Annotated in this window: 10 protein-coding genes; 3 read left to right on the forward strand and 7 right to left on the reverse strand. The window is 62.7% G+C overall.

What is annotated here, in order from left to right:
- Positions 1-82: 82 nt before the first annotated feature.
- The 3 genes from ACQ4WM_RS12505 to ACQ4WM_RS12515 are packed head-to-tail and all read right to left on the reverse strand — an operon-like array spanning position 83 to position 3,887.
- Complete coding sequence (locus ACQ4WM_RS12505) at positions 83-1,423, reverse strand: amidase (protein WP_436546986.1); 1,341 nt, start codon at positions 1,421-1,423, stop codon at positions 83-85.
- On the reverse strand, positions 1,420-2,658 hold the full coding sequence (locus ACQ4WM_RS12510; protein WP_436546987.1) for a M20/M25/M40 family metallo-hydrolase: 1,239 nt from the start codon (positions 2,656-2,658) through the stop codon (positions 1,420-1,422). Before ACQ4WM_RS12510 ends, ACQ4WM_RS12505 begins: the two co-directional genes overlap by 4 nt.
- Positions 2,655-3,887, reverse strand: coding sequence for a urate hydroxylase PuuD (locus ACQ4WM_RS12515; RefSeq protein ID WP_436546988.1), 1,233 nt, complete (start codon positions 3,885-3,887; stop codon positions 2,655-2,657). The genes ACQ4WM_RS12510 and ACQ4WM_RS12515 overlap by 4 nt, the downstream gene beginning before the upstream one ends.
- Positions 3,888-4,029: 142 nt before the next feature.
- Here ACQ4WM_RS12515 and ACQ4WM_RS12520 point away from each other — a divergent pair, with 142 nt between their 5' ends.
- From ACQ4WM_RS12520 to ACQ4WM_RS12530, 3 genes are all read left to right on the forward strand, one after another.
- A complete protein-coding gene (locus ACQ4WM_RS12520) occupies positions 4,030-4,968 on the forward strand; it encodes a LysR family transcriptional regulator (RefSeq protein ID WP_436546989.1) in 939 nt (312 codons plus the stop codon).
- A 73-nt stretch (positions 4,969-5,041) separates the two neighbouring features.
- Entirely contained in the window at positions 5,042-6,796 is a 1,755-nt protein-coding gene (locus ACQ4WM_RS12525) for an allantoate amidohydrolase (RefSeq protein WP_436546990.1), read from the forward strand.
- A 73-nt stretch (positions 6,797-6,869) separates the two neighbouring features.
- On the forward strand, positions 6,870-7,457 hold the full coding sequence (locus tag ACQ4WM_RS12530; protein ID WP_436546991.1) for a hypothetical protein: 588 nt from the start codon (positions 6,870-6,872) through the stop codon (positions 7,455-7,457).
- Here the strand turns inward: ACQ4WM_RS12530 and ACQ4WM_RS12535 are convergent.
- Genes ACQ4WM_RS12535 through ACQ4WM_RS12550 form a run of 4 tightly spaced genes read right to left on the reverse strand, consistent with a single transcriptional unit; the run spans position 7,435 to position 13,000 of the window.
- A complete protein-coding gene (locus ACQ4WM_RS12535) occupies positions 7,435-8,811 on the reverse strand; it encodes a tetratricopeptide repeat protein (RefSeq protein ID WP_436546992.1) in 1,377 nt (458 codons plus the stop codon). The genes ACQ4WM_RS12530 and ACQ4WM_RS12535 overlap by 23 nt on opposite strands.
- A gap of 32 nt (positions 8,812-8,843) precedes the next feature.
- Positions 8,844-10,082 (reverse strand): Zn-dependent hydrolase, encoded by a 1,239-nt coding sequence (locus tag ACQ4WM_RS12540; RefSeq protein ID WP_436546993.1) that lies wholly within the window; start codon positions 10,080-10,082, stop codon positions 8,844-8,846.
- 14 nt (positions 10,083-10,096) lie between these two features.
- Entirely contained in the window at positions 10,097-11,488 is a 1,392-nt protein-coding gene (gene hydA / locus ACQ4WM_RS12545; protein ID WP_436546994.1) for a dihydropyrimidinase, read from the reverse strand.
- Positions 11,489-11,515: 27 nt separating this feature from the next.
- Complete coding sequence (locus ACQ4WM_RS12550; protein WP_436546995.1) at positions 11,516-13,000, reverse strand: NCS1 family nucleobase:cation symporter-1; 1,485 nt, start codon at positions 12,998-13,000, stop codon at positions 11,516-11,518.
- Positions 13,001-13,211: the final 211 nt, after the last annotated feature.

The following is a 13,211-nucleotide window of genomic DNA, read 5'->3' on the forward strand; positions in this document are numbered from 1 at the left end:
TGCCGGCACGCGGTGCGCGACTTTCCCATATCAATGCCAGCTATCATATTACAAACCGGCATACTTCTGCGCCCCGTCTTGCCTACTGTTCTCGCAACAGCGCCTCCACCGCGCGGCCGATATGCAGGATGCGGGCGTCGCTGCCGTGCAGGCCGCAGAGGGACAGGCCGACCGGCAGCATACTTTTGCCCTGGCACGGCAGCGACAAGGCGCAACCGTCGAGGAAATTGATCACGCTGGCATTACGCAGCACCAGGCCGTTGGTGGCAAAGAATGTCGCATCGTCTGCTTCAAGGGGTGCAACTTCAGGCGCGACGATGGCCACGCTGGGCATCAGCCAGGCGTTGTACGGCGCCAGTGTTTGCTGCGCGATGGCGCGCATATGCGCACGCGCGTCGAGCAGGTCGATATATTCAGCCGCGCCCTGCTGCTGGCCACGCCGGATGCGGGTCGCCACGCGCTGGTCGTACTGCGCGCCGCGCGCTTCGAGCAGTTCGCGGTGCCAGTGCCACGCTTCGGCCGCCACCAGGCCGCCACCGCCATTGATGGCCGGCAGTTGCAGCAGCTCGGGGAAGTCGAACTGTTCCACCAGTGCGCCAGCCGCGCGCAACTGCGCCAGTGCAGCATCGAACGCCTGCTGCACCTGCGCGTCGACACCGGCGCCGACAAAGTCCAGCGTGTAGCCGAAGCGCAGGCCCTTGAGCGATGGCTTTGAGCATGCAAGCTCCTGGCCAGACAACGCCGCATGCAACATGGCGCAGCAATCGACGCTGTGGGCGATCGGCCCGGCCGAGTCCAGCGAGCGCGACAGCGGCACCGTACCAGCCAGCGGTACGCTCGCCGCCGTCGGCTTGAAGCCCGTCAGACCGCAGAACGCCGACGGAATGCGGATCGAACCACCCGTGTCGGTGCCCAGCGCGCCGGCCGCCATGGCTAAAGCCACCGTCACGGCGCCACCGGAAGTGGAGCCACCGGCCACCCGGCTGGCATCGTGCGGATTGCGCGGCGTGCCGTGATGGGGATTGAGGCCCAGGCCGGAAAACGCGAATTCGCTCATATTGGTGCGCCCCAGCAGCACGGCGCCGGCCGCACGCAGCCGCGCTACTGCTGCGGCGTCACGACTGGCCGGTGGCGCATCGGCCAGCGCCAGCGAGGCTGCGCTGCTGACCTGCCCGCGCACGTCGAACAGGTCCTTGATCGAAATCGGAATACCGGCCAGCGGCGAGGCCACCATGCCGGCCGCGCGCAGCGCATCGCTGGCGCGCGCCTCGGCCAGGGCCTGCTCGCCGTCCAGGCTGACATAAGCATGGCCGCCCTGGGCACGGTGTGCTTCGGCACGCGCCAGCATATCTTGCGTGAGTGCCACGCTGGTGAGGCGGCCGGCGGCAAGCTCGCCCGCCAATTCACGGATGGTTTTGCTCACGCTCTGACTGCCAGGAAATCGAGCAAGGTCAGCGCCACAATCTTGCTGGCCTTGCGCAAGTCGTCCAGCGCCAGCCGTTCGTCGGCCTTTTTCGCATTCGACTCGGGCACCGTGCGCGGGCCGGCGCCATACAGCACGGCGGCAATGCCATGCTCGCCGTACAGGCGCGCGTCTGCATACAGCGGCGTGCCCTGGGCGGGAATCGTCTCGCCCAGAATCGCCAGCGCGTTTTTCTGCAGATTGGCAACGAGCTGCTCGGAACCTGGCAAGGGGCGCAGCGCATGCGACAGCAGCAGGCGGCGGATCTCGATGCGGATGCCAGGTTCGTCCTGTACCGCCGCCTCGATCAGCGCGCGCACTTGCGCCTCCACCGCCACCGGATCTTCTTCCGGGATCATGCGGCGGTCCAGCTTCATGGTGACCTTGCCCGGCACCACATTGGTATTGGTGCCGCCGTCGATGCGGCCCACCAGCATGGTCGGCGAGTCGATGCACGGCACCTTTGACTTGATCTTTTTCAGCTCCGGCAGCTGGCCATAGATGGCGTTCAGTATCTTGCTGGCCGCCTGCAGCGCGTCGATGCCGGTTTCCGGCATGGCGCCGTGGCCCGACTTGCCATGCACCGTGATTTCCAGCTGCAAGCAGGCGTTATGGGCCGTAACGATGTTGTAGCTGAAACCGGCCGCGATCACGAAATCGGGCTTCGTCAGCTTTTGTTCCAGCAGCCAGCCTGGCCCCAGCAGGCCACCGAATTCCTCGTCGTAGGTAAAGTGCAGTTCCAGCTGGCCCTTCAAATCAATCCCCAGCGCTTCGAGTGCGCGGGTGGCGAACACATAGGTGGCGAAATCGCTTTTCGACACCGCCGCCGCGCGGCCATACAGATAGCCATCGGCCACCTGCGCACCATACGGCGGATAAGTCCAGTTGTCGCCGGGCGGCACCACATCGCCGTGGGCGTTCAGGGCCACGGTGGGGCCACCGGCTGCGTACTGGCGGCGCACAATCAGGTTGGTGATGCTCTCCATGCCATACGCTTCGACCTGATCGCTTGGCACCGCATGTTTTTCTGCTTCCCAGCCATACGCCTGCAGCAGCTGCGCCACGCGCTCGGCATGCGGCGCATTGTTGCCCGGCGGCGTATCGGTCGGTACCTGCACTACCTGCTGCAGAAAGGCCACTTCTTCGTCGAAGTGCGCGTCGATCCAGTCGGTGATTTGCTGTTCTGTGGTGGTCATTTTGTTCCTTGCAGTGTCTGTTGCAGCCAGGCGCCCAGTTCGTTGCGCTCGGCTTCCGTCATATTGGTCAGGTTACCGATCGGCATGGCTTTCAGTTCGATTGCCTGCTTGTAGATCTGCGCCGCGTGCTGGCGGATTTCCGTTTCATTGTCCAGCATTATGCCTACCGGCGCGGTGGCAAAGCCGGGCTGCACGGGTTTGGCCGAATGGCAGGTGGCGCAGCGCTGGGCAATGATCGCCTGCACGGACTTCAATTGTGCTCCCTGGTCGACCATCGGCGCAGCGGCAACGGCGACAGGCGCCCTAGGCGCAATCGCCACCGCCACGGCCAGCAGCAGCGCCACGCCCAGTACCGGATAGCGCCACTCCACCCTGCCCTTGTGGCGCAGATTGAAGAAGTGGCGGATAAACACGCCGGCCGCCATGATCAAAGCCAGCACCAGCCAGGCGTGATCGTTACGGTAGGTCATCGCGTAGTGGTTGCTGATCATGATGAACAGCACCGGCAAGGTAAAGTAATTGTTGTGTACGCTGCGCTGCTTGGCTTTCAGGCCATGCCTGGGGTCGGGCAGCTTGCCGGCCGCCATCGCTTCGACCATCTTGCGCTGGCCAGGAATAATCAGCATCAGCACATTGGCCACCATGATGGTGCCGATCATGGCACCCACGTGGATATACGCGGCGCGCCCGCTGAGCAAATGCGTGAGCGCATAAGCGGCCGCGACGATCAGCCCGAACACCACCACGCCGAACCACAGTTCATGTTTGGCCAGGGCGGAACGGCACAGCAGGTCGTAGACGGTCCAGCCTATCACCAGGGTGGCGATGCCGATGCCGATCGCCTGGCCGCTGGACAGGTCGGCCACCGACTTGTCGATCATCATGGCCTGGGCATTGAAGTAATAGGCAATGGTGAGCAGTGCAAAGCCGGACAGCCAGGTTGAATACGCCTCCCATTTGAACCAGTGCAGTTCTTTCGGCAGTTCGGCGGGCGCCACCAGGTATTTTTGCGGATTGTAGAAGCCGCCGCCATGCACGGCCCACAACTCGCCCGAGACGCCTTTTTTGGCCAGCTCGGAGCCAGGCGCAGGCGGTCGGATCGAATTATCGAGCCAGACGAAATAAAAGGAAGCGCCGATCCAGGCGATGCCGGTAATCACGTGCAACCAGCGCACGATCAGGTTCAGCCATTCAAGGCCGTAAGGGATCAGGTAGGCAAACACTTCCATAGTATTCCTTGAAATTATTCTTGAGCTGCAGCAGAACCGATAAGGCGCCAATCTACACAAGATAGCCGGATTCATCGCCCATCACATGAAAAATATCGTATATTTGACATATCCGAATCGATATACAACAGAGACGCCGCCCATGTCCAGCCTGCCGCAACACCTCGACCTGCACCTGATCCGCATTCTTTATCTGCTGCTGGTGGAAAAAAATGTCTCGCGCGTGGCGCTGAAACTGAACCAGCCGCAGCCGTCGATTTCCGCCTCGCTGCGCAAGCTGCGCGAGCTGACGGGCGACCCGCTGCTGGTGCGCGGCGCGCGCGGCATGGTGCCGACCCAGCATGGCGAAAGCCTGCTCAACCCGGCCAAGCGCATCCTCGACCAGACGGAAAGCCTGTTCGTGCGCAAGACGCCGTTCGTGGCGCAGGAAGAGGCGCGCACCTTTCATATTGCCGCGCCCGACTACCTGGACAGCCAGTTCCTGCCCAACGTGGTGGCGCTGCTGCGGCGCGGCTCGCCCAAAAGCCGCGTGGTGCTGCACAGCCTGGGGCCGGGGATCGACCATATCCGGCAACTGTCCGACGGCGGCCTGGACCTGGTGATCGCCAACTGGGACGAACCGCCCGCTCATTTGCACATTTCAAAGCTGTTCGAAGACCCGATCATCTGCGCCATGCATGCGGAAAACGCCTATGCGCGGCGCACCGCCAGCGACGCGATGACCCTGGACGACTATCTGAGCCTGCCCCACGTGGCGCCCTCGCCCATGATGCCGGGCTACCACGGCGTGATCGACTCCTTCCTGGAACGGCAGAACCTGCAGCGCAATGTGGTGGTGGAATCGGCCTATTTCGGCCTGATACCCTATATGCTCACGCAGACCGACCTGGTGCTGACCACCGGCCGCCAGTTCATGCGCTTCTATGAAAAGACCCTGCCGCTGAAAACCTACACCGTGCCACTGAAATTTCCGCCGATGCGTTTTTACCAGCTGTGGCACCAGCGCGTGCACCAGGCGCCCGAACACAAATGGCTGCGCGACCAGGTCAGTGCTGCGGCCAAAGCCCTGGTCCAGCGATAAGCTTTATCAGCGCGCAGATATAACGAACAAGGTGCTGTGGCGCTATCATCAACGCTTGCATGATTGGATACCCATGACCTCCCTTTCCGACCTGAACGCCAGCAGCGCCGAACAGTTTGTCCAGCAACTGCACGGCATCTATGAACACTCGCCCTGGATCGCCCGCCGCGCAGCTGCGGCAAGGCCGTTTGCCAGCCTGACGGCGCTCAAGCGCGAACTGCAGCGGGTGCTGGACGAGGCCTCGCCAGACGAACAGCTGGGCCTGATCCGCGCCCACCCGGAACTAGCCGGCAAGGCGGCAATTGCCGGCCAGCTGACGGCCGAGTCCACGCACGAGCAGGCAAAATCGGGCCTGCACCTGTGCAGCGCCGAAGAATTCGCCACCCTGCAGCGGCTCAATGCCGACTACAACGCCAGGTTCGGTTTCCCCTTTATTCTGGCCGTGAAAGGCCCGACTGGCGAAGGCCTGACGCGCCAGGAGATCATCGCCACCTTTGCACGGCGCCTGAAAAACCGCCGGCCCGACGAGCTGCTTGAGTCGCTGCGCCAGATCAAGCGCATCGCCGAGCTGCGCCTGAACGACCTGCTGGACGTGCGACTGCCTTTTGGCCCGGCCATCATGCGCCATTGCGAAGCCCTGGCTGCGTTCAGCGACAGCAGCGACAACCTGACTTGCGCCTACATGACGCCCGCCCACCAGCGCACGGCGACGCAACTGGCCGCCTGGATGCAGGAAGCCGGCATGCAGGTCACCATCGATGCGGTCGGCAATGTGGTGGGCCGTTACGAGGCCAACCTGCCCGGCGCTAAAACCCTGATGACGGGCTCGCACTACGACACCGTGCGCAATGGCGGCAAATACGATGGCAGGCTGGGCATCGTGCTGCCGCTTGCCGTGGTGAGCCACCTGCATGAACGCGGCGAACGGCTGCCTTTTCACTTTGAAATCGTCGGCTTTGCCGAAGAAGAAGGCGTACGCTTCAAAAGCACTTTTTTAGGCAGCACGGCCGTGACGGGCAAGTTCGACGCTTCCTTGCTGGAGCAGCACGACGCGGACGGCGTGAGCATGCGCGACGCGCTGGCTGCCGCCGGCCATGACGCGACAAAGATAGGCGCCATCGCGCGCGATCCGCAGGACTTGCTCGGCTATGTGGAAGTGCATATCGAACAAGGGCCGGTGCTGCTAGAGCGCGACTTGCCGCTGGGCGTGGTGACGGCAATAGCCGGCAGCTCGCGCTACCTGGTCAAATTGCATGGCCTGGCCAGCCACGCGGGCACCACGCCGATGACCATGCGCCGCGATGCAGCCAGCGCGGCAGCCGAAATCATCTTGCTGATCGAGCAGCGCTGCAACCAGGGCGAGGCACTGGTCGGCACCGTCGGCCAGTTGAACGTGCCGAACGGTTCCGTCAACGTGATCGCCGGCGCCTGCCACCTGTCGCTCGATATCCGCGCCGCCAGCGACACGGTGCGCCAGGCCGCCGTCGACGATATCCTGGACGGCATCAACGCCATCTGCGCGCGGCGCCAGGTCCATGTCGAACTCGAGCTGCTGCTGTCGGCCAGCGCGGCGCCGTGCGCACCATGGCTGATGGCGCAGCTGGACGCAGCCGTCGCTTCGGTCGATATCGTGCCCTATGCCCTGCTGTCCGGCGCCGGCCACGATGCCATGGCGATGGCTGCCATTACGGATGTAGCCATGCTGTTTACGCGCTGCGGCAATGGCGGCATCAGCCACAATCCGCTGGAAACCATGACGGCCGACGACGCCGATATCGCGGCGCAGGCGCTGCTGTATTTCCTGCGCAATTTTCAGCCCAGGGCTTAGCGCCTGGCTGAAATATGCATGACCGGCATTTTTAAGTTATCGTGAGCGACAATCAATCGATATGGAGTGTGTCTTGAATAAACGTTTCATGCAGTATCTGGTGGCGCTGGCCGGTTTGCTCGCTGGCGGCGCCGCCATTGCAGCAGATGGTTTCAGCCCGGTGGTCAGCGCGGCTGTCAGCTACAGCGGCGACGACTGGCAGGTTGCCAGCACGCCTGCGGGACGCCCGATCACGTTTCGCGGCGGCGGTCGCTTCAAGGTGGGTGGCGGCGTAGATTGGCAGTCCAGCCAGTATCCGGTCCAGGCTACGGCGCTGGTCAACTACCAGTACGACCCACGCGCTGGCGCAAATGGCAGCGCGAAGTTTTCGCGGATTCCGCTGGAAGGCATGGTGTATTACACGGGCCTGGAAACGGTGCGCTTCGGCGTGGGACTCAGTTACGTGGTGTCGCCGAAGGTCAAGACTGACGTCGATGGCGATCAACAGAGCATCCGCTACAAAAACGCCGTGGGCAGCGCATTCGAGATCGGCTATGCGTTGACGCCAAGGTTATGGAGCACTCTGCGCCTGAGTTCCGAGAAATACAAGCCCAAGAATGCCGGCGTGGCGCAGGACGCCGACGTCTCGTCGCTGTCGCTCAAGCTGTCTTACCAGTTCTGACAGGTTTCGCCGCGACCATGCGCGCCAGTTCATCGGCGACATGGCCGATCAGTGGTTCCCAGCCGACTATGGACGGCTGGCGAAACAGCCGCATGGCCGGATACCACGGGCTATCGCGGCGGCCCGCCAGCCAGCGCCAGTCCGGCAGGTAATCGGGCAGCAGCAGCCAGCACGGTTTGCCCATTGCGCCGGCCAGGTGGGCTACCGCCGTGTCGACGCTGATCACCAGATCCAGGTTAGCGATCAGTGCCGCCGTATCGGCCATATCGGTCAGCGCTGAACCGCCGCCGGCCAGGCTGATGGCGCTTGATATATCGTTTTCGCCCGCGCCTTTTTGCAGACTGACAAACTGGACGCCATCCACCGCAGCAAGTGGCGCAAAAGTATCAAGTGAGGCCAGCGAACGCTCCGCATCGTTTTCAAAACCGGGATTGCCCTTCCACGCCAGCCCCACGCGCAGCCTGGCTGCTGGCAAACGGCCGGCCCAGTCCAGCACCGCCTGCGGCTGCGCATGTAAATAAGAAGGCAACAACGGTATCGTTTCCAGCGTCGTGCCGCACAAGCAGGGCAAGCTCAGTATCGGTGTCCAATAGTCCCAGCCATGATCGGGAACCGCATCTCCTATGGCCAGCACGGTATCGACACCCGCCAGTGTTTGCAGCAGTGTTTTTAGCGGTGCGTGGCACAGGATGGACACGCGCGATGCGCCCTGCTGGCGCAATACGGACGCATAGCGGCACAACATCAGCATATCGCCCATGCCCGCTTCAGGACAGATCAGGATGGATTTGTCCCCCAGCGATTCGCCCTGCCAGCGCGGAAAGCGGAAATAGTCGCCAAAGGCGGTCGGCTGCGGCCGCGCTTCGAGCATCTGCCAGCCTTCAGGAAGGCGGCCCTGGCGCAGCAGCAGATAGGACAGGTTGTAGCGCGCGTTGGCATAGCCGCCATCTAGTTCGATGGCATCGCGGTGGCAGCGTTCGGCCTCGGTTTCGCGCTGCAGGGCCGCCAGCAGTGCGCCGAGGTTGGACCAGCCTGACGGCATGTCCGGCGCCAGCGCCAGCACGCGCCGGCTGATACGCTCGGCCTCGACAGGCCGGCGTAGCCGCATCAATAGCGCGCCCAGGTTTTGCAGCAGGTGCACGTCGTCAGGCGACTGCGCCAGCGCACGCAGATAACAGCTTTGCGCCTCTTGGAGCAAGCCTTGCTGCTCGCGCATCCAGGCCAGGTTCGACAGTGCAAACACTTGGCCGGCATCGAGCGCCAGTGCCTGCCGGAACAGCGTTTCGGCAGCGGCAAAATCACCAGAGGCCAGTAACTGGCCGGCCTGCTGGGCGAGGATATCGGAAGACGTCATGCGGCCAGCATAGCACCGTAACAAATGGATGACTAGGAAAGCACCACCGCCCGCTCCAGCATCGCCAGCAGCAGCACATTGCAGCCCGCTGCCAGATGTTCGGGTTTGGCGTCCTCGATTTCGTTGTGGCTGATGCCGTCCTTGCAGGGCACGAAGATCATGCCGGCCGGCGCCAGGCGCGCAGCGTAAATCGCGTCGTGGCCGGCGCCAGAGACCACGTCCATCACCGAATAGCCGAGCTTTTCGGTGGCGTTGCGCACGGCGCCCACGCAGTCGGGGTGGAATGGCGTCGGCGCGAAGTACGACACCTGTTCCAGCGTGATGGCCAGGCCCGTGTCGGCCTGGGTGCGCGCTATAAAGGCGCGGATGTCCTCATCCATGGTATCGAGCAGTTCGTCATTCACGTTGCGCAGATCGATGCTGAATTTTACTTCGCCGGGTATCACATTGCGGCTGTTCGGGAACACCTGCACCATGCCAACCGTGCCGCGCCCGTAAGGCGGGTAGCGGTGCGCAATCGCGACGACTTCCTGCATGATGCTTGTTGCCACCTGCAGCGCATCCTTGCGCAGGCCCATCGGCGTCGGCCCCGCATGCGCCTCCATGCCGTTGACGGTGCAGTCGTACCAGCGCAGGCCCATCACGGCCGGCACCACGCCGATGACTTTGTCGGCATCCTCCAGTACCGGCCCTTGCTCGATATGGGTTTCGAAGTAGGCGCCGATCGGATGGTCGCCCGGCACCTGCGGCCCTTTGTAGCCGATACGTTCAAGCTCTTCACCGACAGTCTTGCCTTCCGTGTCTTTTGCCGCATACGCCGTCTCCAGCGAAAACGCACCGCAAAATACGCCCGAACCCATCATCACCGGCACGAAGCGCGAACCTTCTTCGTTGGTCCAGAACGCCACTTCGATCGGCGCCTGCGTCGTGATGTTCAGATCGTTCAGGGTACGCACCACCTCCAGCCCGGCCAGCACGCCGTAGTTGCCGTCGAACTTGCCGCCGGTGGGCTGGGTGTCGATATGGCTGCCCGTCATCACCGGTGGCAGGGAATTATCAACCCCATCGCGGCGCATGAAGACATTGCCGATCTGGTCTATCGTGATACTCATGCCGGCCTCGCGGCCCCAGCGCACCACCAGATCGCGGCCCTGCTTGTCCAGGTCTGTCAGCGCCAGGCGCTTGACGCCGCCTTTTGCGGTCGCGCCGATCTGCGCCAGTTCCATCAGGGAGTCCCACAAGCGTTCCCCATTGATATGTAGTTCAGTCATCAATAACTCCTTGATCATGCCGTGGTGGCGGAAAAAGCCGGACGTTCGATATAGCGCCCCGCCCCTTCCACCGCCATCAGCTCGCCCTTGTGAAACACCACGCGGCCGCGAGCAATCGTGGTGACGGGAATGCCGCGCACGGTGCGCCCTTCGAAGACATTGAAGCCGCCTTTTGCAAACTGCGTGGCTGCAGAAATCGTGCGCGTGCCTTGCGGATCCCACAGCACGATATCGGCGTCGCTGCCAGCGGCAATCACGCCCTTGCGCGGATAAATATTGAATATCTGCGCCGCATTGGTTGACGATACCTTGACGAATTCGGACGGCGTCAATGTGCCCGAATTGACACCCGCATCCCACACCACGGCCATGCGTTCCTCGACGCCGCCGCAGCCGTTCGGGATGCGCGTGAAGTCGTCCTTGCCGGCCGCTTTCTGCTCGGCACAGAAGGTGCAGTGGTCGGTGGCGGTGGTGTGCAGGTTGCCGCTTTGCAGGCCGTGCCACAGCGCCGCCTGGTGGTGCTTGCCACGAAACGGCGGGCTCATGACATGGCCGGCCACGTAGTCAAAATCGTCGCTCTGATACACGCTGTCGTCAATCACCAGATGGCCGGCCAGCGCCTCGCCGTACACGCGCTGGCCATTGGCGCGGGCGCGCGTGATCGCGTCGAGCGATTCGGCGCACGACACATGGACGATATACACGGGGGTGTTCAATACGTTGGCAATCGCGATGGCGCGGTTGGCCGCTTCTGCCTCTACCGCTGGCGGACGTGACAGGGGATGTGCCTGCGGCCCGGTGATGCCTTTTTTCAGCAAGTCCTGCTGCAGCTGATAAACCAGCTCGCCGTTTTCCGCATGCACTGTCGGCAGGGCACCCAGTTCCAGCGAGCGGGTAAAGCTCTTGATCAGGGTTTCATCGTCGGCCATGATGGCGTTTTTATAGGCCATGAAGTGCTTGAAGCTGTTCACGCCATGCTCGCGCACGAGCACTCCCATCTCTTCATGTACCTGCTCGCTCCACCAGGTGATCGCCACGTGGAAGGTATAGTCGCCGGCCGCCTTGGCCGACCACGCGCGCCACTGGTGATAGGCCTCGATCAGCGACTGCTTCGGCGCGGGGATGACGAAGTCCATGATGGTGGTGGTGCCACCGGCCAGGCCTGCCGCCGTGCCGGTGAAAAAGTCGTCGGAGGTAACCGTCCCCATAAACGGCAGGTTCATGTGCGTATGCGTGTCGATCCCCCCCGGCATCACGTACAGGCCGGCCGCGTCGATGATGGTGGCGCCAGCGGGAACGGCAAGATTGTCGCCGACGGCGGCGATCAGATCGCCCTCGATCAGCACATCGGCGCGAAAGGCCCGGTCGGCGTTGACGACGGTGCCGCCGCGTATCAGTGTAGTCATGCTTGTCTCCTCCAATGGTGGAACCGATCAGGCCAGCGGCACCTGCTGCACGCGCGCCACCGTTTTGCCCTTCATCATGACGCCGTAGACCACGGCGGCTATCGCCACGCCGACAAACCAGGCGTAGGTGTAAATGGTTTTGAACGTCTCGCCCACGCCCGGAAACGCGGTGGGGAAGGCAGCGTTCAGAAAGCCCGGAATATTCGGCAGCACGGCGATAATGAACGCCACCAGCGCGGCCATGTTCCAGCCATTGCCGTACGAGTACACGCCATCAGCGCGGTACAACTGCTTCACATCGAGCTCGGTCTTGCGCACAAAATAATAGTCGACGATCAGGATGCCGGCGATGGGGCCCAGCAGCGCCGAGTAGCCGATCAGCCAGGTGAAGATGTACCCCTGGGTCGATTCGAGCACCTTCCACGGCATCATGACAATCGCGATAAAGGCCGTGATATAGCCACCCATCTTGTATGAAATCTGCTTGGGCGCCAGCGAAGAAAAGTCGTATGCAGGGCCGACCAGGTTGGCCGCCAGGTTGACGCTGACGGTGTCGATCAGCAAGATGATCAGCGCGATCAGCACGGCAGCGCCCGTCATGCGGCTGGCCAGGTCGACCGGATCCCAGATGGCCTTGCCGTACATGACGACGGAACCCGCCGTAACGATCACGGCCAGCATGGCCAGCAAACCCATCGGTACCGGCAGGCCGACCGACTGGCCGATGATCTGGTCGCGCTGGGTTTTCGCAAAGCGCGTGAAGTCGGGAATGTTCAGCGCCAGGGTAGCCCAGAAGCCCACCATGGCCGTCAGCGATGGCCAGAAGACGATCCAGAACTGGCCGGCCTTCTTGCCGCCTTCGATAAATTGCGACGGCTGGTCGAGCAGACTGCCCACGCCGCCGGCCTTGCTGTGCACCCAGTACAGCAGCACGAAACAGATCAGGATTTTCAGGGGCGCGGTATAGGTCTCCAGTTTGCGGATCGCTTCCATGCCGTGCAGTATGTAATAGAACTGGATCGCCCAGAACGCCAGGAAGCACAGCAGCTGGCTGGCGTTGATGCCCAGCCCCGCGACCTTCTCGCCGCCCAGCTCATGGCCCAGCAACACGCCCATCAGCGTGTAGATCATCTGGCCGCCGAACCAGGTCTGGATACCATACCAGCCGCAGGCGACTATCGCGCGCATCAGCGCCGGCAAGCGCGCGCCGCTGGTGCCGAACGAGGAACGCGCCAGCACCGCATACGGAATACCGTACTTGGTGCCCGCATGGCCGATCAGCAGCATCGGCAGCAGCACGATGGCGTTGGCCAGGAACACCGTCAGCACCGCCTGGTAGCCGGACATGCCGCTGTCGATCAAACTGGCCGACAGGGTGTAGGCGGGTATGCACATCACCATGCCGACCCACAGCGCAGCGAAGTGATACCAGCGCCAGGTACGCTGGGCCGCCGTGGTGGGCGCCAGGTCTTCATTCCATAGCTGCGTGTTGCCTGAATAGTCGTGGTTCACAGGTGTACTCCATCGGTAGCGCGATACGGGAAAGGGAAAGGGAGTTGCGGTAAAAAATCGAGCTTACCGCAATTGCCAGTGAATGTTTATCAATTAAACATATGCAAAAATCATGCCCTCTTTTTTCCAACCATTAGCCGTACAACGGCTAACAGAACCGTAGCGAGCGGCAGCGATTTGTGGCCGAGAAGCGCAGCCGTGCTAGAGCACG

The sequence above is a fragment of the Janthinobacterium longum genome, assembly GCF_051380735.1.
Classification (GTDB): domain Bacteria; phylum Pseudomonadota; class Gammaproteobacteria; order Burkholderiales; family Burkholderiaceae_D; genus Janthinobacterium.